This is a genomic window from Rhodococcus sp. IEGM 1409 (assembly GCF_030056735.1).
Classification (GTDB): domain Bacteria; phylum Actinomycetota; class Actinomycetes; order Mycobacteriales; family Mycobacteriaceae; genus Rhodococcus_F.
Map to the genome: position 1 here is coordinate 89,281 of NZ_JASHKN010000007.1, position 23,676 is coordinate 112,956.

18 protein-coding genes are annotated in these 23,676 nt (G+C 63.7%); 10 read left to right on the top strand and 8 right to left on the bottom strand.

The window, feature by feature from the left end; genetic code table 11:
* Window position 1 precedes the first annotated feature (1 nt).
* From QM716_RS18940 to leuS, 4 genes are all read right to left on the bottom strand, one after another.
* The gene (locus QM716_RS18940; RefSeq protein WP_276117230.1) at window positions 2-376 is read right to left on the bottom strand and encodes a nuclear transport factor 2 family protein; all 375 of its coding nucleotides are present in this window, start codon (window positions 374-376) and stop codon (window positions 2-4) included.
* A gap of 65 nt (window positions 377-441) precedes the next feature.
* On the bottom strand, window positions 442-1,122 hold the full coding sequence (locus QM716_RS18945) for a hypothetical protein (protein WP_283305595.1): 681 nt from the start codon (window positions 1,120-1,122) through the stop codon (window positions 442-444).
* A 63-nt stretch (window positions 1,123-1,185) separates the two neighbouring features.
* Complete coding sequence (locus QM716_RS18950; RefSeq protein ID WP_283305597.1) at window positions 1,186-2,691, bottom strand: MFS transporter; 1,506 nt, start codon at window positions 2,689-2,691, stop codon at window positions 1,186-1,188.
* 455 nt (window positions 2,692-3,146) lie between these two features.
* The gene (gene leuS, locus QM716_RS18955; protein ID WP_283305598.1) at window positions 3,147-5,993 is read right to left on the bottom strand and encodes a leucine--tRNA ligase; all 2,847 of its coding nucleotides are present in this window, start codon (window positions 5,991-5,993) and stop codon (window positions 3,147-3,149) included.
* A gap of 101 nt (window positions 5,994-6,094) precedes the next feature.
* Between leuS and QM716_RS18960 the strand changes: the two genes are divergently transcribed.
* Both QM716_RS18960 and QM716_RS18965 read left to right on the top strand, forming a co-directional pair.
* Window positions 6,095-6,589, top strand: a complete 495-nt coding sequence (locus QM716_RS18960; RefSeq protein WP_283305599.1) for an SdpI family protein — start codon at window positions 6,095-6,097, stop codon at window positions 6,587-6,589.
* A 5-nt stretch (window positions 6,590-6,594) separates the two neighbouring features.
* Window positions 6,595-7,554 carry a DUF1648 domain-containing protein gene (locus tag QM716_RS18965; RefSeq protein WP_283305600.1) on the top strand — a complete coding sequence of 320 codons (960 nt, stop codon included), beginning with the start codon at window positions 6,595-6,597 and terminating at the stop codon, window positions 7,552-7,554.
* On the opposite strand, the gene QM716_RS29410 is transcribed toward QM716_RS18965, so the two are convergent.
* Window positions 7,548-7,832, bottom strand: a complete 285-nt coding sequence (locus QM716_RS29410; protein WP_502942090.1) for a hypothetical protein — start codon at window positions 7,830-7,832, stop codon at window positions 7,548-7,550. The genes QM716_RS18965 and QM716_RS29410 overlap by 7 nt on opposite strands.
* 43 nt (window positions 7,833-7,875) lie before the next feature.
* Here QM716_RS29410 and QM716_RS18975 point away from each other — a divergent pair, with 43 nt between their 5' ends.
* Window positions 7,876-8,856, top strand: coding sequence for a bile acid:sodium symporter family protein (locus QM716_RS18975; RefSeq protein WP_283305601.1), 981 nt, complete (start codon window positions 7,876-7,878; stop codon window positions 8,854-8,856).
* 284 nt (window positions 8,857-9,140) lie between these two features.
* Here QM716_RS18975 and QM716_RS18980 read toward each other — a convergent pair whose 3' ends face one another.
* Together QM716_RS18980 and QM716_RS18985 are read right to left on the bottom strand one after the other, a co-directional pair.
* On the bottom strand, window positions 9,141-9,746 hold the full coding sequence (locus QM716_RS18980; RefSeq protein ID WP_054831849.1) for a YqgE/AlgH family protein: 606 nt from the start codon (window positions 9,744-9,746) through the stop codon (window positions 9,141-9,143).
* A 54-nt stretch (window positions 9,747-9,800) separates the two neighbouring features.
* Window positions 9,801-10,496: a TetR/AcrR family transcriptional regulator gene (locus QM716_RS18985; protein WP_283305603.1), complete on the bottom strand. Its 696-nt coding sequence runs from the start codon at window positions 10,494-10,496 to the stop codon at window positions 9,801-9,803.
* 134 nt (window positions 10,497-10,630) lie between these two features.
* Here QM716_RS18985 and QM716_RS18990 point away from each other — a divergent pair, with 134 nt between their 5' ends.
* Genes QM716_RS18990 through QM716_RS19005 form a run of 4 tightly spaced genes read left to right on the top strand, consistent with a single transcriptional unit; the run spans window position 10,631 to window position 15,202 of the window.
* Window positions 10,631-11,572: an NAD-dependent epimerase/dehydratase family protein gene (locus tag QM716_RS18990; RefSeq protein WP_283305605.1), complete on the top strand. Its 942-nt coding sequence runs from the start codon at window positions 10,631-10,633 to the stop codon at window positions 11,570-11,572.
* Window positions 11,573-11,626: 54 nt separating this feature from the next.
* Window positions 11,627-12,250, top strand: a complete 624-nt coding sequence (locus tag QM716_RS18995; protein ID WP_283305607.1) for a TetR/AcrR family transcriptional regulator — start codon at window positions 11,627-11,629, stop codon at window positions 12,248-12,250.
* Window positions 12,234-13,871: an acyl-CoA dehydrogenase family protein gene (locus QM716_RS19000; RefSeq protein WP_283305609.1), complete on the top strand. Its 1,638-nt coding sequence runs from the start codon at window positions 12,234-12,236 to the stop codon at window positions 13,869-13,871. The genes QM716_RS18995 and QM716_RS19000 overlap by 17 nt, the downstream gene beginning before the upstream one ends.
* Before the next feature lie 23 nt (window positions 13,872-13,894).
* Window positions 13,895-15,202, top strand: a complete 1,308-nt coding sequence (locus QM716_RS19005; protein ID WP_283305610.1) for an MFS transporter — start codon at window positions 13,895-13,897, stop codon at window positions 15,200-15,202.
* On the opposite strand, the gene QM716_RS19010 is transcribed toward QM716_RS19005, so the two are convergent.
* Window positions 15,186-16,637 (bottom strand): CCA tRNA nucleotidyltransferase, encoded by a 1,452-nt coding sequence (locus tag QM716_RS19010; RefSeq protein WP_283305612.1) that lies wholly within the window; start codon window positions 16,635-16,637, stop codon window positions 15,186-15,188. The genes QM716_RS19005 and QM716_RS19010 overlap by 17 nt on opposite strands.
* Window positions 16,638-16,748: 111 nt before the next feature.
* Here QM716_RS19010 and QM716_RS19015 point away from each other — a divergent pair, with 111 nt between their 5' ends.
* The 3 genes from QM716_RS19015 to QM716_RS19025 are packed head-to-tail and all read left to right on the top strand — an operon-like array spanning window position 16,749 to window position 23,667.
* Entirely contained in the window at window positions 16,749-17,336 is a 588-nt protein-coding gene (locus QM716_RS19015; protein ID WP_283305613.1) for an NUDIX hydrolase, read from the top strand.
* On the top strand, window positions 17,333-19,687 hold the full coding sequence (locus QM716_RS19020; protein ID WP_283305614.1) for a DUF6049 family protein: 2,355 nt from the start codon (window positions 17,333-17,335) through the stop codon (window positions 19,685-19,687). Before QM716_RS19015 ends, QM716_RS19020 begins: the two co-directional genes overlap by 4 nt.
* Window positions 19,684-23,667 carry a lipid II flippase MurJ gene (locus QM716_RS19025; RefSeq protein WP_283305615.1) on the top strand — a complete coding sequence of 1,328 codons (3,984 nt, stop codon included), beginning with the start codon at window positions 19,684-19,686 and terminating at the stop codon, window positions 23,665-23,667. Before QM716_RS19020 ends, QM716_RS19025 begins: the two co-directional genes overlap by 4 nt.
* The last annotated feature ends 9 nt before the right edge of the window (window positions 23,668-23,676 follow it).

Here is a 23,676-nt window from a genome sequence, read left to right on the forward strand (position 1 = left end):
GTCAGGAGGTGATCATGTCTTCCTGGTTCCAAAATGCGCGCATCGACAGGATCTTGCCGTCGTCGTCAAAGGTCATGACGTCGATGGGTGCGATGGTCAGCGTCTGCTCGCCGAGCTTGGTGATCAGCGAGAAGTGGAATGCCGCTTCGTTTCCGGCAATGCGGAGGGTCTGAAGGTGAGCTTCCTGGTCGAAGTTCTCGATCACGGAGTAGAACTCGAGAATGGACTCACGGGTGGTGCGCACGTCGGTGCCAACCGGGTCTTCGACCGTTGCACCTTCGGCATACAGGGCCACAACCTGGGCGGCAGTGCCCGTGGCAACTGTCTCGATGTAGGCGTCGACGGTCTTGCGGATTACCTCTGCGGACGGTGCCATGGTCTACCCCTCGTAGTTAGAACAGGTTCTAATTCTGAGGATAACCTACGTACCTGATCCTCGAGTCAGGTTTCGATCACCTTGCGTAGCCGGGCCTTCTTCCGGTTCTCCCGCACGATCCAGACGACATCGGCGTCGTCCGACGCCTCAAGGGAGACGAACGCCGGCAGGGCATACTCCGGATCCGCTGCGACCGCGACGCTCCAGCAGTACCCGAGCGCCTGCCGGAGAGTGCGTGTGTCGGCTTCACGACGGGCATCAGCTGGTTGCGAGACGATCCACTCGGTAGCGTCTCGGCACACCTGAACGGCCAGCGCAGCGTTGGCCTTGTCCTTCAGCAACCTCGGCTCGCAGATCCCGGCGGCCGCTGCGCGCAGCGTCAATGGATGGGTGGAGCGTGCCCACTTCTCGATGATCGCCCGCAACAACTCCGTATCCGCGTCACCAACCTCTTGAACAGCCATCGCGGCAGCTTCACGTGCACGCCACGAAGCACTGGTGGTTGCCTCCGTCAGACTGTCCAGAACAGCCTCGTCGCGCGAACGAACAAGAATGAATCCGAGCCCGACGATCCCGCAGCAGCGGATGTATTCGTCTTCGGACTCCGCCGCCTGCAGGATGTCGTCGTTATCGGCGCCGCGCGCGAACTCGAGCATGAGCGCGAGGTTCGCACGCGGGCCGGGCAGTCCTGAACGCTCCTTCAGGTAACTCCACAGTTCATTGCCGTCCAGATCCGCGAACGTCATGGGAGTCCTTTCGTCGGTACGCCCAATCCTGTCATCGCGGATTTACACGCGCAGCATTTCCGATCAGTGAGCTGGTAGGAGGGACGTCTCCTGCTGTACTCCGTCTTCTGCGCCGATCTGGACGATGTTTCGCGGCAGGAACACGGCTGCGATCGCGCCGAGAACTGCTGCAGCAGCACCGATCAGGAACGCGATGCGCATTCCCTCGTCGGTGTAGAACACAGCGCCCTCCATCGCCATCGCGATGTGCGAGTTCAAGACCGTGAAGGCGATGACGGGAAGCACAGCGGGGAAGATGCTCTGGAAGACCGCAACCATGCTCGCCGTGGTTGCCTGCAACTGCGGCGGCACCGCTTCGATGAGCAGGTTCGGAATGGAGGCGTAACCCATACCCATACCGACACCGAAGATGCCGGCAAAGAGGATGAGCAGCGGCTTGTTGTCGTGAATGGTGGCCGTCAAGGTGAATCCGACTGCCATGAGGATCATTCCGATGATCATCAGCAGGCGGGGTCGAATGCTGCGTCCCACGAGGAAGCCCACGATCAAGCCACCGACTACCACCATGCCGCCAAGCGGCGCCTGGAAGATCGCGAATCCCTCTGCCGTGACGCCGAATCCGTATCCCAGGCCGAGAACTGCGGGGGTCATCACCATCATCGGCAGCAAGATCGTGAAGACTCCCGACGCGCCGTAGCAGAACCCGGCACCGACGGCGGTGAGCATCACCGAACGCTTGCCGAAGTAGCGCAGGTCGATCAAGGGCTCACGGATGGCACGAGCAGAGGCAACCCAAGCCACCAGCAGTGCGACGCCGCCGATCAGATAGGCCAGTGTCGAGCCGTTCTTCCAGCCCCAGGTCGGTCCGAAGCTGACGCCGATCAGAATTCCGGCGATGCCCGATCCGAGCAGTACCGCACCGATCAGGTCCAGCGAAGAGCGCAGTCGCACAGCTGATTCCGCCGTCGAAGCGAAAATCATGCCACCGAGCAGAACCAAACCGATGACGAAGAACCAGAAGATGCTCCGGAACCCGTGGTTGTCGATCAACCAGCCGGTGAGGAACGGCGCTGGGATCGCGATCAAACCCATGCCGGAGGTCGCGATACTGACAGCCAAGGCAACAGTTTTCGGCGGAAAAACATCTCGAATGAGGGAGTAGCTCAGGAACAGGCAGGGAACGAGCAGACCCGTCAGCGACCGGCCCAGAATCAGGATCGCGTAGCTCGGCGCTATCGCCGAAATGAAGGAACCGACCGCCGCGCCGGTGACCGCAAAGAGCAAGACTTTTCGTTTGCCGTACATGTCGGCGAGCTTGCCGAGCAAAGGAGACGCGACCGCGCCCAGCAGCAGGAACGACGTGAGCAGCCAGGCTCCCTGCGTCGTTTGATAATGCACCGAGATTGCGGGGAGAGCAGTGGAGATCATCATGTAGCTCACTGCGAGCATCTCGAGAAGTAGAACAATCGACGCCAGGGAGAACACCAGTCGCGGAGTCCACCGCTCCGGTATCGATGTCGGTTCGGGCAAACTGGGAGACGAACCGTCGCTGTGGACATGAGACGTCATGGCTGGAAGATCCTTTCGGGACACCTGCGAATTCGATTGACACCCTGTCGAATACCGCCGACGGGGGCCTTGCCGGGAAGTGCAGTGGAACGACAGCTACCGTTGTCGGCAACGTGTTACCTGCATCACAGCCCTCACTTCGAACGCGCGCTACGGAATGTTCCGCGGAGCGGGACATTCAGGACAACGACTGATTGGCGTCACGAACTCGAACCCACCTTTGGATTATGAGCCAAGGCAACGAGTTTGGCATCCAGCGAAAGGTCAGCGGCTACTTCGTGCTCGGGTCAATGCCTTCACGCAATCCATGCGTTCAGAAGCGGTTGCCACAGACGTTGAGTAGCTTGGCCGGAAACTCGACATGTCGGAACTCGACCGATCGGTTTTCCCTGCATACAACTGTGCGCCGTTTCGGTAGCGGTAACTACCAAAACGGCGCACAGGGGCCGAAGGCCCTACAGAACGATGTTCACCATCTTGCCCGGCACAACGATCACCTTGCGCGGTGCGTTGCCCTCGAGCAGAGCGACGATCTTCTCGTCGGCCAGCGCGATCTCCTCGACAGCCTTGCGATCGGCATCCGCCGGGACGCTGATGCGGCTGCGGACCTTGCCGTTGACCTGGATCGGGTACTCGACGGTGTCCGAGGTGAGCCACTTCTCCTCCACTGTCGGGAAGGGACCGTGTGCAAGGGATTCCGTGTGACCAAGCCTCGACCACAGCTCTTCTGCAAGGTGCGGTGCCAAGGGAGCAAGCATCAGCACCAGCGGCTCGACAGCAGCACGCGGCGCACCGCCGGGGAACGCCTTGGTGAGGTGGTTGTTGTACTCGATCAGCTTCGCGGCCGCCGTGTTGTCGCGCAGGGCCGTGTAATCCTCGATGACACCGGAAATCGCCTTGTTGAGCGCACGCAGAGTCTCTTCACCGGGTGCTTCGTCGGTGACACGGGGCTTGCCGGTCTCCTCGTCGATGACGACGCGCCACACTCGCTGCAGGAATCGCGCAGCACCGACGACGTCCTTGGTCGCCCACGGACGCGAGGTGTCCAGCGGACCCATCGACATCTCGTACACACGCAGAGTGTCTGCACCGAACTCGGCGCAGATCTCGTCCGGCGCAACGGCATTCTTCAGGCTCTTGCCCATCTTGCCGTACTCGCGGTTGACCTCGGCGCCCTCGTAGAAGAACTTGCCGTCACGCTCGACGACCTCTTCTGCGGGCACGTAGACGCCGCGGGCATCGGTGTACGCGAATGCCTGGATGTAGCCCTGGTTGTACAGGCGACGGTACGGCTCGCTCGAGGACACATAGCCCAGGTCGAACAGAACCTTGTGCCAGAAGCGCGAGTACAGCAGGTGCAGCACTGCATGCTCGACGCCGCCTACGTACAAGTCGACTCCACCGGGATCGTTGGGGCCGTGCAGTTCCGGACGCGGGCCCGTCCAGTACGCCTCGTTCTGCGGGTCGCAGAAGGCGTCCTGGTTGGTGGGGTCGATGTAGCGCAGCTGGTACCACGAGCTGCCGGCCCACTGCGGCATGACATTGGTGTCGCGGTGGTACGTCTGCAGTCCGTCGCCGAGATCGAGCTCGACGTTGACCCAGTCGGTCGCCTTGTTCAGCGGGGGAGAGGGCTCGGAGTTGGCGTCGTCCGGATCGAAGGACACGGGCGCGTAGTCCTCGACCTCCGGAAGCACCACGGGCAGAGCCGAATCCGGCAGGGCGTGTGCGTTGCCGGCCGCGTCGTAGACGATCGGGAAAGGCTCGCCCCAGTAACGCTGGCGCGCGAAGAGCCAGTCGCGCAGCTTGTACTGGATGGTGCCCTTGCCCTGGCCGCTCTCCTCGAGGCGGCTGATGACGGTCGCCTTGGCCTCGGCCACGTCCAGACCGTCGAGGTAATCAGAGTTCACCAGCGGGCCGTCACCGGAGTACGCCGCCTCCGAAACATCGCCACCGGCAATAACTTCGAGAATTTCCAGACCGAACGCGTTCGCGAACTCCCAGTCACGATGATCGTGTCCCGGAACTGCCATGATCGCGCCGGTGCCGTAGCCCGTCAGAACGTAATCGGCGATGAAGATCGGAACCTTGTGTCCGTTGACCGGATTGACCGCATAGGAACCGAGGAAGACGCCCGTCTTCTCCTTGTTTTCCTGACGTTCCAGGTCGGTCTTGGCGGCAATCGACTTACGATATGCAGCAACAGCTTCCGCAGGAGTCGTGGCGCCGCCGGTCCAGCGCGCGTCAACACCTTCGGGCCACTCGTCCGCAACGAGCTTGTCCACCAGATCATGCTCGGGAGCCAGCGTCACGTAGGTGGCGCCGAACAGCGTGTCGGGGCGCGTCGTGAACACATCGACACCGTCTTGGCCTGCGGCAAAGGTAACTTCGGCGCCGTACGAGCGTCCGATCCAGTTGCGCTGCATGGCCTTGACCTTGTCCGGCCAATCCAGGTACTCGAGGTCGTCGACCAGGCGGTCGGAGTACGCGGTGATGCGCATCATCCACTGCTGGAGGTGCTTACGGAAGACAGGGAAGTTTCCGCGGTCACTACGACCGTCGGCGGTGACTTCCTCGTTGGCCAGCACCGTACCCAAACCGGGGCACCAGTTGACCATCGAGTCCGACTGGTAGACAAGGCGGTACGAGTCCAGAACCTTGGCCTTCGCGGCCACGTCCAACGAAGCCCACTCGCGTCCGTCTTCCAGAGCGCGCTCTCCGGAATCGAACTCGGCTTCCAACTCGGAGATACGACGCGCCTTGCCGGCTTCCTTGTCGTACCAGGCGCCATGGATCTGCAGGAAGATCCACTGCGTCCAGTGGTAGAAGTCGACATCCGTCGTCGCGAGACTACGACGCTCGTCGTGGCCCAGGCCCAGGCGTCGCAGCTGGCGCTTCATGTTGGCGATGTTGGACTCGGTGGTGGTCCGCGGGTGGGTACCCGTCTGCACGGCGTACTGCTCGGCCGGGAGCCCGAAGGCGTCGTAGCCGAGGGTGTGCAGGACATTGCGACCCTGCATGCGATGGAAGCGCGCGAAGACGTCCGTAGCGATGTATCCGAGCGGGTGACCGACGTGCAGGCCCGAACCCGAGGGGTACGGGAACATGTCCTGAACGAAGAGCTTGTCGGCGGGAACACCGTCGGGCGAGGAGAGCGGACCGACCGGATTGGGCGCGTTGAACGTGCCGTCCTCACTCCAGCGGTCCTGCCAGTGCTGCTCGATCTGGCCGGCGAGCTCCGCGGTGTAGCGGTGCTGCGGAGTTGCGTCGGCTGGTGAATCGGGGGACTGCGGAGACTCGGTCACTGTGGTCGCTATCTACTTGGCTGACGGAAATACCGATAACCAGGGTAGAGCCTGCACGACCCGGGCATACCATCAACTCCACCCGCGCCTATCCTGTATGGGTGATCGTTGTCGCTGTGGTGCTGTTCGTGCTCGCCGTCGCCGTCGGTGGAGTTGCTGTCGCCGGACTGATCGGCAAACTCCCGCGCAACCGCTGGGCCGGTGTCCGCACCGAGGATTCCCTGCGGAGCGAGGAGTCGTTCGCCCTCGCGAACAAGGTGGCCGGTCCGACCATGCTCGCGGCCGCCGGAATGTTGGTCATCGGCGGAGTCGCAGCACTGACCATCGGCGGAGTCTTCGGTGTCGCAGTCGCGATCATCGCCGTCGTCGTCGCCGTCCTCACTGCCGGTTTCGGTGGAGGCATCGGCGCCCGCGCTGCCGCCGCACTCCCGCAGCAGAGCGGATGCGGTAACGACTGCAACTGCGGCGGCCACTCCGGGCCTGCTGTAGACGAGCCGGTGGCGGAGACCCCCGAGGCCAAGGCGAACGCTGCCGCTTGCGGCACCGCTTCCTGCGGTGCCTGCGCGCTCAAGGATGCTTGCCAGCCGGCTCATTGATTCACGTGAAACATCGCGTGGTCGACCCGGCCGGGGTCGTATTCGGGCTAGTGGTTCCTCTGCTGTGTGCGGTCTTCGGCTTCGTCCTGACAAAAACTTGGGAGCCTCGCCTCCCGGAACAGATCGCGACTCACTGGACCACCACCTCACCGGACGGCTTCTCCACCCCGTCGGCCAACGCATGGACGGTTGCACTTCTGACCCTGCTTTTCGGTGGCGGTCTCAGCGCGATTGCCGCTCTTGCGCCCGCGATGTTGATGATGCGTCGCTTCATGTTGGTTGTCGGGCTGAGCGTGGTCGGGCTCATCACGACAGTGAACTTCGCTTTGCTCTACACCCAACTCGATGTCGCCGATCCGTCCACGACGTCACTCCCGCTGTGGTCTATCGGTGTCGGCTTTGCCGTCGGCGGGGTGCTGGGTTGGATCGGCGCCTCGTTCCTGCGTGACTACCGCGTCCGCGCGCTTGCCGCGACCACACCCTCGGCTGGGTTGCCGCGCAGCAGCTGCCCTCTTCCCATCTCCGACGACGTCGGATTCAGCACCAAAGGGTCGGTGATCCTCACCGCGATCACTCTGGCGCCCGGAGTTGTCATGGCACTAGGGACGCGGTCGCTCTGGCCGCTGTTCATCTTCGGGGCACTCGGCCTGCTCGTCGTCAGCCTGGTTCGCTTCCGGGTGATCGTCGACGAACGGGAAATCCGAGTGATCAACATGGGGATGGCTGCGATGACCTACGACATCGACGAAGTTGTCGGAGCCGACGTCGCGGAGATCAAACCGTTCTCGGACTTCGGCGGCTGGGGACTCAAGACCAAGGGTCGTCGCAACTACGGCGTCGTCACCCGCACCGGGCCAGCGGTGGTCATCACGTTCGCCGGTGGCGACCGGCTCACGATCACGACACCGAAAGCCGAAGACATCGCCGGGACCTTGAACCGATTGGCCGACGCCCGGGCTCAGTAACCGCCGAGACTCAGTGAGCGTCGAGACTCCCAGCCGAGCCCGAACCGATCGCTTCCTGAGTTTTCTCCAGGTATCCACACGCCGCCGCCCGAACCCACGCCCGCGAGAGCCACGGCGGAGTTCTGGCCGCGTTCTTCACCGTCAGCTACGCGGGACTGGCGATTCCGTCGATCATCGCGGGTATCGCCATCACCATCCAGGGAATGCAGACTGCCATCATCGAACTGTCGATCGTCGGGACGCTGCTGTGCCTGACCGTGATGGGCTTCAACCTTCATGGGGCTCGAGAGCCCGCTCGAGCACGCCGTTATCCTTAGCCAGGTGAAGTTTCTCAGCAGGTTTTACATCGACGGGTTCATCCTCGGCATCATCATCGCCGGCGTGCTCGGAAGTGTGTTCCCGGTATCGGGTACCGCGGAGAGCATTCTGAACTGGGCCACCAAGATCGCCATCGGCTTCCTGTTCCTGCTCTACGGCGCACGGCTCTCGCCGCAGGAAGCGTGGAAGGGCGTCAAGCACTGGCGACTGCACACCGTCGTCCTTGCCGCGACATTCGTGCTGTTCCCACTGATCGGCCTGGCACTGCGATTCCTGTCGCCGACCCTGATCAGCGACGAGCTCTACACCGGCATCCTCTACATGTGCCTGGTTCCGTCGACGGTTCAGTCGTCGATCGCGTTCACCTCGATCGCCAAGGGGAACGTCGCGGGCGCGATCGTCAGTGCGTCGTTCTCCAACCTGATCGGCGTCTTCATCACACCGCTGCTTGTGGTTCTGCTGATGAACACCACCGGTCAGGCCACCGTCGACTTCTCGTCGATCCTCGACATCGTCGTGCAGTTGCTGATCCCGTTCATCGTCGGCCAGTTGATCCGCCCGCTGGTGATCGGATGGCTGCAGAAGTACGCCGAACCCACCAAGTATGTCGATCGCGGATCGATCCTCCTCGTTGTCTTCGCCGCCTTCAGCGAAAGCATGAAAGAGGGAATCTGGAGCACCATCACGATCTGGCAGATCGTGATCCTCACAGTGGTCTGCTGCCTGATTCTCGCTCTGGTTCTCGGCGTGACCACTCTCGCGGGGCGCAAGCTCGGGTTCGATCTTCCCGATCAGATCGTCATCATCTTCTGCGGGTCGAAGAAGTCCTTGGCAACGGGCCTACCGATGGCGGCTGTGCTGTTCGCGGGCCAGCCCGTCGGCCTGATCGTGTTGCCGCTGATGATCTTCCATCAGATCCAGCTGATCGTCTGTGCTGCGATGGCGCAACGCTTCGCGAATCGGGATCCGGTCAGCGTCAGCTAGCGAGCAACTCGTCTCGGGTCGCCTCGACACAGCCACAACCACCCTGCAGTTCAGCACAATCGATGGACAACGCATGGCGGACCGATGCCAGATCGACGCAGTCTGCACCGGTGCACTCGAGTGATCCGTCGGCATGTCGCAGCAGTGCATCGTGGCAGTGATCGACATCCGAAACACACTCCGCGCACTGGATCTGACGATCAACGATCATTACTGCCACCTCTCTCGAAAACGATGACTCAGGAATATCATCGACCTCCGACAGGTCAGTTCCGTTCAACCTCTCAGTTCCGTTCAACCTCGATGGGGTGACTGGCCAGCATTGCCACGGGTAGCGGTTGGCGTCGTAGCACCCGTGCCCAGACGTCGACTCGGGGTGGCGTCAGCACATCCGACGGGAGTGAGCTGATCACCATCCAGTCTTCACGCTCGAGCTCCGAATCAAGCTGCCCCAGAGTCCAACCCGAGTATCCGGCAAAAATGCGGATTCCTTCGACCAGGGGAGCGATGACTGCCGGGTCCGAGTCCAGATCCACCATGACAACTTTGCCGTCCACCCGCCGCAGCCCGGCGACGCCGTCGATCCGTGCACCGTTACGAGCGATGCCCAGGCACAACGCCGAGTCACGCTTGACGGGTCCACCGATGTACAGCGCCGAAGGATGCGCGGTCAGCGGCGACCACTGCGGCAGCACGTTCTGCACGGCCGTCTCACTCGGCCGATTGACGACGACGCCCAAGCTCCCGGCGTCATTGTGCTCGATCATGTAGATGACGGTGCGGCGAAATGCAGGTTCCGTGAGATCAGTCGACGACACCAACAAACTGCCCGGACGAACCTCCGGTTCTATCCAGGCCATTCGATCCTCGGGTTCTTCTGCGTGCGCCACAAAGACATCATCTCACCGACGACTGTGTGCGGTGGAACGCAGACACAGGCGTGTTCAGGTCAGACCCGCCACATCGGCAAGTAGTGCCAGATGCCGCTCGAAAATCTCGCTGGCGTCGGTGAACGTATCGCTTCCGTACTGCCCGAACACCTCGAAGTTCACCGAACCGAACAGCGATACCCAGACGAGAACTGCGCGCACAGCGGCATCCGGCGGCAAGTCGGTGCCCAGTTCTTTACGCACTCCCTCGAGGTCCGTGGCCAGCGTGAGGCTCAGGTCCGGGCCCTCCCGCACCGTGAGTGCGCCCGCTTGGTGGGCGCCGTCGATGATCGCGATCAGTCGGGTCACGACGCGGGTGCCAGGGCCGGTGGTCTGCTCGCCCGGAGCGTCGTAACCGGGGACAGGGCTGCCGAACAGCAAACCGTAGCGGGCCGGTTCCCGGATCGCCCAGCTCCGGACGGCGCGCCCGAGAGCAATGAACTGCCCGCGAAAGTCTTCTGCTGCAACGGCATCCAAGGCAGCATCCACCTCCGCGCCCAACTCGGTGTATCCGTCCACCACCAGCAAGGTCAGCAGTTCGTCGCGACTGGCGACATAGCGGTACACCGCTGAGGACACGACTCCCAGATCACGTGCGACAGCCCGCAGGGACAAAGCAGCGGCGCCGACGGCAGCAAGATGCTCGCGCCCGATCCGGGTGATGTCCTGCAGCGTCTGTTCGCGCGCCCGCTCTCGGGGAGTTCCGACCATGAGTCCATCTTGCCCCATCTCCGAGAGCAGTATCAACAAAAGAGAGCACTGCTCTTGACAGCACTGAAACCCGGGTGCATTCTTGAAAACGAGAGCAGTGCTCTCAGTTCACCTGAAACGAGAAGGAGCACACCATGTCGAACCTCGAAATCGTCACCGGAGCAGGACCTGTCGGATCCGCCGTCGCGCTACAGCTCGCCGAGCAGGGAATCAACGTCCGCATCCTGACCAGGTCCGGCAGCGGACCCGAACACCCGCTGATCGAACGTCGACGCGTCGACGTCTCGGATTCCGAGGCCCTACACGCCGTCAGCGAAGGCGCCACGGCGATCTACCACTGCATCCACGCCGCCTACAACGCAGCCGATTGGGAGCGGGAACTCCCAACTGCCGAGAAGGTCGTCCTCGACGCGGCCGCATCGATCGGCGCCGTCGTGGTCTTCCCCGAAAGCCTCTACGCCTACAACTCCGACACCCTGATGACCGAATCCGACCCACGCAACGCCACTGGCGGCAAGCGCGGAGTGCGCACCGCACTGCTGCGTGCTCGCGAGGCCTCGGCAACACCCACCGTCAGCGTCGTCGCTTCGGACTTCTTCGGCCCCCATGTCCGGACCGCTCACGCCGGTGAGCGCATGGTTCCGAAGGTAATGGCAGGTAAGAAGATTCGTGTCATCGGTTCCGCAGATCAGCCACATTCCTTCACCTACATTCCCGATCTCGCAGCAGCGATGATCGCAGCAGCACACAACCCCGAGCTTTGGAACTCCGTCCTCCACGCACCCACCGGTCCCGCGCCCACACAACGCAAGATCGCCGAGGCCTTCGCCCGCGCCGCCGGAGCGTCCCCCGCCAAGGTAGGCGTCCTGCCCGCCTGGGTGCTCGACGCCGTCGGCAAGATCAACACCGACAGCCGCGAACTCGCGGAGATGAACTACCAGTTCACCAAGCCGTTTGTCATGGACTCGAGTGCCAGCGAAGTGCTGCTCGGACTCTCGCCGACGCCGCTGGATCAGGCCGCCGAGGAGACCGTCGCGTGGTGGCGCGCGGAACACGCTCGCGCCGCTGCTGCCTGAACCTGCAGGTGGGTGCTCTTGACGCAAGAACGGAACGGGTGTTCACTTCTTCACATGGCCTATCGCCGCACCCCGGCAGTACAGGAACGATTGGACGCCCAACGCGCCCGAGTGCTCGATGCCGCCACTGCGGCAGTGGCAACCCACGGTTATGCGGGATGTTCCGTCGCCGCGGTGGCCAAGACCGCCGGCGTCGGCACCGGGACGCTGTATCGACATTTCGACGGCAAGGGTGAATTGTTCGCCGAAGTGTTCCAATCTGTCTGCAGCCGTGAGGTATCCGCGGCCCGGGAGGCCGGAGAAAGCGCCCGAAGCGTGGAAGGCAATCACCGCTCCGCGGTATCGGCGTCGGTTCGCACCTTCGCCGAACGTGCCATGCGTGCACCTGTTCTCGCCTATGCGCTGCTGGTGGAACCGGTGGATCCACTCGTCGACGAACAGCGCCTGATGTTTCGCGAATCGTTCCGCGATTGCCTGGCCACCGCAATTCGCTCGGCAGTCGACGCCGGTGAGATACCGCCGCAGGACGCCACTCTGACGGCAGCGTGCATCGTCGGGGCAATCGGTGAGGCCCTGATCCTTCCGCTTCGCGGCGGCACCACCGATCCCGCTGCGATCGACGCCATTCTCACCTTCACCCTTCGATCGTTAGGGAGCTTCGATGACACCCACGCATGAAGTCACCAATCAGGTTCCGCCCCTTATCGATTACGACGCAGCCGAATACGCGCCGATCCTCGAGGCACTACACCGCGAAGGAGCTTCGGACGCACTCGAGGAGGTCCATCGCGTCGGGATACGCGCCGGCAGTGCTCAGGCCCAAGAGTGGGGCGATCTGGCCGAGGAACACCCACCCGTACTGAGAACCCACGACCGCTACGGCAACCGCATCGACGAGGTTCGCTACGACCCCGCCTATCACCAACTCATGAACGCCGCAGTGCAATTGGGACTGCACGGCGCTCCGTGGGTTGACCCGAATACACACGCACATCTCGTCCGCGCGGCGAAGATGGCCGTGTGGGGTCAAACCGACGCCGGCCACGGCTGCCCCATCTCCATGACGTACGCCGTGATCCCCGCGCTGCGGCACAACGCAGATCTGGCAGCGCAGTACGAACCCCTCCTGACCACGCGGCACTACGATCCGGCACTGAAAGCTCCCCTCACCAAGCCCGGATTGATCGCGGGTATGTCGATGACGGAGAAGCAGGGCGGTTCGGATGTTCGTGCCGGAACCACAAGAGCAGTGCCACAATCCGACGGAAGCTACCTGCTGACAGGCCACAAGTGGTTCACCTCCGCGCCGATGTCGGACGTGTTCCTCGTCCTCGCCCAGGCACCGGGTGGCCTGTCGTGCTTCTTCCTTCCTCGGGTCTTGCCGGACGGCTCGCTCAACAACATGTACCTGCAGCGCCTGAAGGACAAGTTGGGGAACCATTCCAACGCGAGCAGCGAGGTCGAGTACCGCAACGCTCTCGCGTGGATGGTCGGCGAGGAAGGCCGGGGCGTGCGCACCATCATCGAGATGGTCAACATGACCAGGCTGGACTGCACGATCGGCACGGCCACCGGCATGCGCGTCGGCACCCTGCAGGCAGTTCACCACGCGACTCATCGAAGTGCGTTCGGCGCCAACCTGATCGACCAACCCTTGATGCGCAATGTTCTGGCTGATCTGGCGGTGGAATCGGAAGCCTCCACCACCGTCGCGATGTGGCTGGCTGCTCTGACCGACCGCGCAACCGCAGGCGATGCCCACGCCACCGCACTACGACGCATTTCATTGGCCGTGAGTAAGTACTTCGTCTGCAAGCGCGGACCGATCCACGCCGCCGAGGCACTCGAATGTTTGGGCGGAAACGGGTACGTCGAGGAATCCCGGATGCCGCGCCTCTATCGCGAGGCTCCGCTGCTCTCGGTGTGGGAAGGGTCGGGCAACGTCGCGGCGCTCGACACACTGCGGGCGATGGCGAGGCAACCCGAAACGCTGCAGGTGTTCTTCGACGAATTGAAACAAGCGAGTGGAGTGGACAGTCACTTCGATCAGGCAGTGCGGGATCTCGAGGCGGCGTTCGGCGATTTCGACGACATCGAATACCGGGCGCGAAAGATCGTCGGTGACATGGCACTCGCGCTGCAAGCCTCGCTGCTGCTCCGCTACGGGTACCCTGCGGTGGCCGACGCGTTCTGCGCGAGTCGGCTCGGAAATAGCTGGGGAAGCGTGTTCGGAACGCTGCCGAGGGGCGTCGACATCGCGCCGATCCTGGAGCGGGCCACCGTCAAGATCGGCGCCTGACCCACCCACTACAGTGACCGCTTATGAACCGAGCCTCGAACCGCCGCGAGGCCTGGCAGCGCGTACTGCACACACTGCGTGAATCACCCGGCCTCGGAAGGCTGGCGCTCGTCCGCTTTTCCAGCCAGTTCGGCGACGGAATGTTCCAGGCCGCGCTCGGCGGCGCAATCCTCTTCAACCCGGAACGCGAAACCGATCCGGTGGCGATAGCGGCCGGCTTTGCCGTACTGCTCCTTCCCTATTCGGTGATCGGGCCCTTTGCCGGGGCTCTGCTGGATCGCTGGGACCGCCGCCTGGTGCTCCTGTGGGCGAGCGTGCTCCGCGGGCTCTTCATCCTGACCACAGCGGTGCTGCTGGTCGCCGGCGGCGGCGACACACTTTTGTTGACGTGTGCACTGGCGGCCATCGGAGTCAGCCGCTTTGTCGGGGCAGGCGTATCCGCAGCCCTACCGAAGGTCGTCCGACAATCGTGGCTGGTGGCCACCAATTCCGTTCTCACAACGGCTGGTTCGGTGGTAGCCGCCCTGGGCGCTTCGGCAGCGGTGGCGATCATCGGTGTGATCGGCGCGGGCGATCGAGCGTCGGGCGCAGCCGTGGCCGTCGCAGCACTGGGATCGGTGATCGCAGCCCTCGCCGCGGCCAGGTTCACCGCCCGCTCACTTGGCCCAGTGGCCGACGAGGTAGTCCGCGCCAGCGCCGTGCGTTCGGTAACAGCCGGACTGCGAACCGGTGCGACCGCAGTCTGGGAGGCGCCCGGCGTCACCACGGCAATGATCGGAATCGGAGCGCACCGCATCTGCTTCGGCATCAACACCCTCATCATGGTGCTGGTCCTACGCGACACCTCGAACGGCTCCCAATTGCCTGGCGGGATGGCCGGATTCGGCGTCGCCGTCGGCGCAACGGCAATCGGAATGCTGATCGCGGCATTGATCACACCGTTCCTCATCCCGCGGATCGGTCGCTCACGGACGATCACGTACGCCCTGGTGTGCGCGGTGCTCGTCCAGCTCGTCTTCGTCACCGCCCTGACGCAGGGATCGCTGCTGATCGCCGCGTTCCTGCTCGGCATCGCCGGGCAGTCCGTGAAACTCAGCGGTGACGCGGCCATGCAGATCGACATCGACGACGACCGTCGTGGCCAGGTATTCGCCTTGCAGGACACCGTGTTCAACGTCGCGTTCATCGGTGCGATCGCGGCAGCGTCGACGGTGATCGCACCCGACGGCAAGAGCGTCGGCCTGGCCCTTGCCGGTGCGGGCGTCTATGCCGCCGGCTTGTCAGCGGTGCTGATCAACCGTAGGAAACGAGAAACTAGCCCTGCTGGGTAGCCCACCACTTCAGCAGTTCGGCCTCGGCCTCGTCACGATCGAGCGGGCCGCGATCCAGACGCAGTTCCTTGAGGAACGTCCATGCCTTGCCCACCTGCGGGCCGGCCGGGATGTTGAGCAGTTCCATGATGGCGTTGCCATCCAGATCCGGACGCACCCGAGCAAGGTCTTCCTGCTCCGCGATGCGCGCGATCCGCTCTTCGATGTCGTCATATGTGGCCTGCAACTGCGCGGCGCGACGCTTGTTACGCGTGGTGCAGTCGGCCCGGACGAGTTTGTGCAACCGGGGGAGCAACTCGCCCGCGTCGGTGACGTACCGCCGCACCGCCGAGTCGGTCCACTGCCCTTTGCCGTAGCCGTGAAAACGCAAGTGCAGGAACACGAGCTGCGAAACGTCGTCGACCATCTGCTTCGAGAACTTCAAGGCACGCATGCGCTTGCGCACCAGCTTGGCACCGACCACCTCGTGGTGGTGGAAGCTGACGCCACCGCCTGGCTCGTTGCGCTTGGTATCCGGCTTTCCGATGTCGTGAAGCAGTGCGGCCCAACGCAATACGAGGTCCGGATCGCCTTCTTCGAGATCGATCGCCTGCTGGAGCACTGTGAGGGAGTGCTGGTAGACGTCCTTGTGCTGGTGATGCTCGTCGATCTCGAGCTTCATCTGCGGAACCTCGGGCAGCACGTACGCGGCCAGCCCGGAGTCGACCATCATGTTGATGCCGTCCACCGGGTACATGCCCAGCATCAATTTGTTCAGCTCCACCTGCACACGCTCGGCAGTGATCCGCTCGATCTGCGACGCCATCTCCTTGATGGCCTCGAAAACGCGATTGTTCAACGTGAAACCAAGCTGCGAGACGAACCGGGCTGCGCGCAGCATCCGCAGCGGATCGTCGTTGAACGAGTTTTCCGGCGCCGACGGCGTATCGAGCTCTCCGGCGAGCAGGGCGTCCATGCCGTTCAGCGGATCGACAAAAGTGAAGGAACCGTCCGCGCCGATCTTCATCGCCATCGCGTTGACGGTGAAATCTCGGCGCACCAGATCGTCGGCCAACGTCGTGCCGTACTCGACTATCGGATTACGTGAGACACGGTCGTAAGCGTCGGCCCGGAAGGTCGTGATCTCGATCTCCTGGCCGTGCTTGATGGCGCTGATGGTCCCGAACTCGATGCCGGTGTCCCACTGCTTGTCCACCCAGCCCTTGAGCAGAGCCTGGACCTTCTCCGGCCTGGCGTCCGTCGTGAAGTCCAGATCGCCGCTGAAGCGGCCGAGAATCGCGTCGCGAACACTGCCACCCACCAGGAACAGCTCGTGACCGGCCGCAGCAAAACGCTCACCGAGCGGGTTCAACACGTCGGACAACGTGCCGAGCGTTGCAGTGGCGTCGGCAAGCAGTCGTAGGCGGCGATCAGCGTCGGAGGTAGGGACAGTCACGTGAAAGGAGCTTACTTAAGGTGCGCAAATAGCAGAACGCGCATACGAACGCGATAGACGGCTTTGCGCGGGTTACCGGGCAACGCTGCAAGGCCAACTAGTATCGATGAGGTGTCTGGTGCCGAACGAACAAACAGGAGTCGCCGCAACCCGCGGCGTCGACCTGCCGTCGGCAACCCCGATAAACCTTTGATGCGAACCGTCCGTGAAACTTCTGCGGGCGGCTTGGTCGTCGACGGCTGGGGCGGACCTCCCGAACGCCTCTGCGCTGCACTGATCGGCCGAACCGACCGCCGCGGACGCCTACTCTGGTCGCTACCCAAGGGCCATATCGAGCAGGGTGAGACCGCCGAGCAGACCGCAATGCGTGAGGTCGAAGAAGAAACCGGTATCCAGGGAACCGTCCTGGCACCGCTGGGCAGCATCGACTACTGGTTCGTGACCGAAGGTCGACGCGTCCACAAGACCGTGCACCACTATCTCCTCCGCTTTCTCGGCGGTGAACTCTCCGACGAGGACATCGAGGTCACCGAAGTCGCCTGGGTGCCGCTGACGGAACTGCACTCGCGACTCGCGTACGCCGACGAGCGCAAACTCGCGGAACTCGCGTCGCAGATGATCGCCGAGATGCCGCGACCTGAAATGCACCGACCTGAGATTCTCCGAACACAGCACCCGAAGGAACCGGACGCCGGATGAGAAGGGCTCTGCGGCGGGCCGGTGTGGCCGCTCTGGTGATGGCCGCTGTCGGTTTCGGGCCTGCAACGACGGCTGTCGCAGGTGCAGCGCCGTCCAGCCAGCCCAGTGAGCGCGCTCCGGCGCGAAACACCAACGATGCCAAATTTCTGCAGCTGACCATCGACTCCACCGCACCGACCACGGTGACGACCACCAGCGACCGCAATGTCGTGGTCAAGGGCACGGTGAAGAACGTCGGGGACCGTCCCGTCGAGGACGTCGGAGTCAGACTGCAACGCGCTCCCGCGATCGACTCCAGCTCCGACGTGCGCGCAGCACTCGACTTCGACCAGGCTGTTTTCGACACGGTCGGCGAATTCGACACCGTCGCCCCCACCCTCGACACCGGCCAGTCCAAGCAGTTCACACTTACCTTGCCGCTCCGGAGCACAACCGGGTTGTCCCTCGACATCACCGAACCCGGCGTCTACCCGATGCTCGTCAACGTGAACGGCACCCCGGAGTACGGCGGTGCCGCCCGACTCGACGACGCACGCTTCCTGCTCCCCGTCCTCGGCGTGCCGGCCGCAGCCGAATCGAACTCCCCAGCCGGAACCCCCAGTTCGTCCGCCACGGCCGTCGTTCCCCCCGACACATCCGCCCCGATCGGCGTCACGCTGATGTGGCCGCTGGCCGACACTCCCCGACTCGTCGGCGGAATCCCGGGCGCGGTCAACGAGCCCGTACGGCTGATCGACGACGAACTTGCCACCGAACTTTCCGACGGCGGACGTCTGGACGCGTTGGTCGATGCGGTGGAGAACGCCACCAAGCCCGAAAGCGATACCGATCGCCGCGTCACGGATGCGCTCTGCCTGGCAATCGACCCCGACCTTCTGATCACCGTCGAGAACATGACTCGCGGATACCTCGTCGCCGACAACTCGTCCGATCCCACCGGGCCTTCGCACGAAGGCCGTGGCAGCGACGCCGCCAACCAATGGCTCGGCCGGGTGAAGACCCTCGCGTCCTCGATGTGCACGACGGCGGTTCCGTTCGCGCAGGCCGATCTCGCCGCGGTCACCTCGGTGGCCAATCCGGAGTTGACGGCTACCGCGCTCGCACGCCCGGCGGACATCGTCGACAACATCCTCGGCGTGACCTCACTGCGAGATTTCGTCTGGCCCGATTCGGGTGTCCTCGACTCGGCCACTGCGGAGGTGCTGAGCGTGAATCCCACCACAGCGATGGTGGCTGACACCTCCGTCGACTCGGCAGCACCGCAGCTGTCGTCACGGATAACCGGCTCACTCGACGCGCTTGCCTTCGACACCTCGGCAGCCGCAGCCTTGGCCGCCACCGGCTCGGAGCCGCAGGTCCCGTCGTACATCCCCGACGACACCGCGCCGTCCATCGACATCGAATCGCGCAGCGCCCGGCGTCAGGACGCGGTGGGAGCGATGGCCTGGGCCGCGCTGACGCCGACCTCGCTGCCGCGCAATCAGATCTTCGCGCCGCCGCAACTGTGGACCGCCGACAGCAACGACGCCACCGCGGTGCTGTCGATGCTCGCGACCCTCATCCGGTCCGGGCTCGCCTCACCTCAGGCCCTACCGGCACTGCTCGGCAGACAACCGGGCGCCACGGACGCCGCCACCCTCGACTACCCGGACCGGGCTACCCAGGACGGTCCGCAGACGTCCGTCGTCGAGACCGCAACCACCCAACTTCCACGTATCGACGGGCTCGAAGCATCGCTCGTGGACGATCCGGCGGCTTCGCTCACCCCCCGGGGATTCACGGCGCCGCTCCGCGAAGATCTACTCCGCTCGATGACCTTGGCCGATCGCCGCAACGTCGACTCCGCATCGGTCAATCGGGCGGAGCGCGCTGCGACCATCCGCGCCGACAACGTCACCGAAGCCGTCGACGGGATGTACCGGGCCGTCAGTGTCGTGTCGCCGGGCGGCGTCTACACACTCGCGTCGGGGCAGAGTCCGCTCCTGCTGGTCGCGCGCAACGAGCTGCCCATCGCCATCAACGTCGACCTGCGTGTGGAAGCCCCACCCGAAATGCAGATCAGTGACATCGGTCCCAAACAGCTGCCGCCGCGAGGTAGCCGACAGTTGACTGTGCCCGCAGAAATGAACGATTCTCGCAAGCTGGAAGTCAACTTCTCGCTGACCACGACAGATGGCCGCCAATTGGGTACGCCGACCAGCGTGACCGTACGGTCGAATGCGTACGGTCGTCCCCTGGCCGCCGTGACGGCGACAGCGGGTGGGTTGCTGCTGTTCCTGGCAGGGCGACGGCTGTGGCATCGATTCAAGGGTCAGCCGGACCCAGCAGATGAAGGGTACGAACGCTCATGACCGGGAATCCACCCGAGGAGGGTCGCCGCTCGGCGATCACCCGCAAGAGTGCCACGACCCGTTCGCATCCTCGGATGCCACCGTGGGAGCGCGGCTACCCGATTCAGCCGGTCAACCCGGACGCACGTTTCGACGACGCACCCACCATGACCATCCCGGTGATCCGCGACTACCCCAGGTACCGCGAAGCCGAGATGGAGTTCGCGGACCGGCAGGCGACCAAGTCGGGCGAGTTCGACACCGACGCGCACGCTCTGGTCGCGGAGCGCAAGGAGACGAACTCTCGACTCCTCGCGGCAACCGGTTCCATCGCCATCGCGACGCTGACGAGCCGCATCACGGGGTTCGCCAAGCAGTTGATGATCCTGATGGTCCTCGGCCCCGCCATCGCCAGTTCGTTCACCGTCGCCAGCCAGATCCCGAACATGATCGCGGAACTGGTTCTGGGCGCCGTGCTCACCGCGATCGTCGTTCCCGTTCTGGTTCGCGCCGAACGTGAGGACGCCGATCACGGCGAAGCGTTTGTCCGACGCCTCTTCACCGCGTCGCTTGTCCTACTCGGCATGGCCGCGCTGCTCGCGACCCTCGCCGCACCCGTACTCACCAAATACGTCTTCCTGTCCGAAGACGGCAAGGTCAGCACAGACCTGACCACGGCGCTGTCGTATCTGCTTCTGCCGGCGATCCTGTTCTACGGTCTGTCGGCGCTGTTCACAGCGTTTCTGAACACCAGACAGATCTTCAAACCCGGAGCCTGGGCGCCCGTACTCAACAATGTCGTCGTCCTCGTGGTGCTCGTGATCTATCGCTTCACTCCGGGTGAGATCTCGCTGAATCCGGTCTCGATGGGCGACGCAAAGCTGCTCACCCTCGGTATCGGCATCACCATCGGCGTCATCGTGCAGGCCGCCAGCCTGATCCCCGCGCTTCGCCGCGAGAATATCTCGCTCAAGCCGCTGTGGGGTCTCGACGATCGCCTGCGCCAGTTCGGCGGCATGGCCGTCGCCATCGTCTTGTACGTCCTGATCAGCCAGATGGGCATGATCTTCGCGACCAAGATTTCCTCACATGCCGACGAAGCCGGCCCTGCCATCTACAGCCAGGCCTGGTTGCTCCTGCAGCTCCCGTACGGCGTGCTCGGAGTGACGGTTCTGACGGCGATCATGCCGCGCCTGAGCCGCAACGCAGCAGCCGACGACACCCCGGCCGTCGTGGACGATCTGTCGGTCGCGACGCGTCTGACCATGATCACGCTGGTTCCGATCATCATGTTCCTGACCTTCATGGGTCCGCAGGTCGGTGAAGCGCTCTACGGTTACGGCCGCTTCGGACCCGAACAGGCCGAACGACTCGGCACCGCCGTGAGCTGGTCGGCATTCACGTTGATTCCGTACGCGCTGGTCCTGATCCAACTTCGAGTGTTCTACGCCCGCGAACAGGCCTGGACGCCGACGTGGATCGTTCTCGGCATCACTGCAGTGAAGATCGCTTTCTCGGCGCTGGCTCCGGTCTTCGCATCCAACAGCGATCAGGTCGTGATCCTGCTCGGTGCGGCCAACGGTCTCGGCTACATCACCGGCGCCGTGATCGGCGGATACCTCCTGCACCGCAGCCTCGGAAACCTGCAGATGGCCAACGTGAGCAAGACGGTCTGGTCCGTAGTACTCGCCTCGCTGGCCGGGTCGTTGACCATGCTCGCGGTCGACCGAGTCCTCGGATTCGATCAACTCACCGAGCGTTTCGGCGGACCTGGCTCGATGGTTCGCGTCGCCGTCGGCGGCATCCTGATGCTCGCGATCACCTTCACGATTCTCTACTTCAAGAAGGTTTCGGAAGTTCTGTCGGTAACGGTGGCGGTCTCCCGCAAGATTCGTTCACTGACAGGTCGCGCGGAACCGGACACACGTAACAACACCGACGACGACGACGTCACCGAGCTGATTCCTGCAATCAGAACGGAATCAAACGAGCACGAACGACCGGGTGCGCTCCCGTACCCTGGTCATGGGCGTACAGGATCGCAACCCGCGCGTATTCGGGGACGGGCTATCGATGGAGAAGGAGCGAGGGTGAGCGACGACAACGTTTCCGGCAACAAGAGTGCCGGGACTTCTGCCGTGAAAGCGTCCGAACAGAAGTCAACGGCATCGTCGGGCACACCTGCATCCACGAGTTCCTCCGCATCTGCCGGCCAGAAGCCACAGCAGCCCGCGCAGCGGCCGGTCCAGAAGCCACAGCAGGGTCAGAAGCCACAGCCGCCGGTGCAGAAGGCCGCTCCGCCGGTGCCTCCGGTCAGTGTGTCGAAGACACCTTCGGCGCCCGTGTCGAAGACACCTTCGGCGCCCGTGTCGAAGACACCCGCACCGAAGACGCCTGCTCCGGACAAGACGGCTGCCGCTCAGACACCACCGCCCGCTGCGCCTCGCGCACCTGCCGCCGGATCCGTATCACGACCGGCACAGCGACCGATGCCCCGTGGACCCAAGCTCATCCCCGGCGCTTCTGTAGCCGGCGGACGCTACCGTCTGCTCGCCCCGCACGGCGGAACCCGCGGACTGCAGTTCTGGGAAGCTCTCGACGTCAAGCTCGACCGTGAAGTAGCCCTGACGTTCGTCGACGCCGATCAGCGCGGCGACGACGACAGCCAGTCCGGACCGCAGGCCGTTCTCTCACGCACTCTGCGCCTGGGACGAATCAACTCGCCCGGTCTGGCTCGCGTCCTCGACGTCGTCCGCGGAAGCTCGGGCGGCATCGTCGTCGCCGAATGGACTCCCGGTCGCTCGCTGCGTGAAATGGCCGAGACGACGCCGTCACCGATCGGTGCAGCGCGCGCAATCCGCGCCCTCGCGGCCGCTGCCGAAGCTGCTCACCGCACCGGCGGTGCGCTGTCCATCGATCACCCGGACCGCGTACGCATCAGCATCAACGGTGACGCCGTACTGGCGTTCCCGGCGACGCTTGCCGACGCCGATTCCACCAGCGACGTCCGCGGCCTCGGCGCCATGCTGTACTCGCTCATCACGGCGCGCTGGCCGCTCGCCGAACCGTCCGCCGGTCCCGTCGGTGGTTTGCTTCCCGCCGGCCGCGGCGCCGACGGCAACATCGTCGAACCTCGGGTCGTCCGTCCGGAGGTCCCGTTCGACATCTCGGCGGTTGCAGTTCGAGCTTTGCAGTCGGAGAGTGGAATCCGCACTGCGGCCACCGTGCAGCACATCCTCGATCAGGCGTCCGTCGTCAACGACAAGACGGAAATGATTCCGGCACTTCGTCTCGGCCACCGCGAACAGGGAGCGTCGGGTCATGCACTGAACGACCCCGAAGCCATCGAGGCCGAGAAGAAGAAGTCGACGCGGATGCTCGCGGCACTGACGGCGCTCGGCGTCTTCACCGTGATCGTCTTGATTCTCCTTGTGGTGTGGGTTGCGAGCTTCCTTTCGGGCGGCAGCAACGACACCCCTCTCAGCGAGCAGAGTTTCGGATTGACCACCGAAGCCACTGCGCCCGAGAACAATTCACCCGCGCCTGCGCCTGCGGCGGCAACCGTGCCGGTAGCCGCCTCGGCCGTAACGGTGTTCTCACCCCAGGGCACGCCGGATCAGCCGGCAACGGCGAAGAACGCCATCGACGGCAATCCGGCTACCGCGTGGTCGTCGGACTCGTACTTCCAGCCCTTCCCGTCACTGAAGAACGGTGTCGGCCTGATGGTGACGCTTGCCGATGCGGCCAACCTGAAGAACATTGCGATCACGTCTGATTCGCCCGGAACCGTCGTTGAAATCCGCTCTGCCCCTTCTGCGAATACCTCGCTGGATCAGACCAAGGAAATCGGATCCGGTGTACTGAAAAACGGTGTGACCGACATTCCGCTCTCGTCGGACGGCTCGGGTCAGTATGTCCTGGTTTGGATTACGCAGCTCAGCACCGAATCCGGACAAAACCAGACATCCATCTCGGAGATTGCATTCACTGCTGCAAAGTGATCGCCCTTG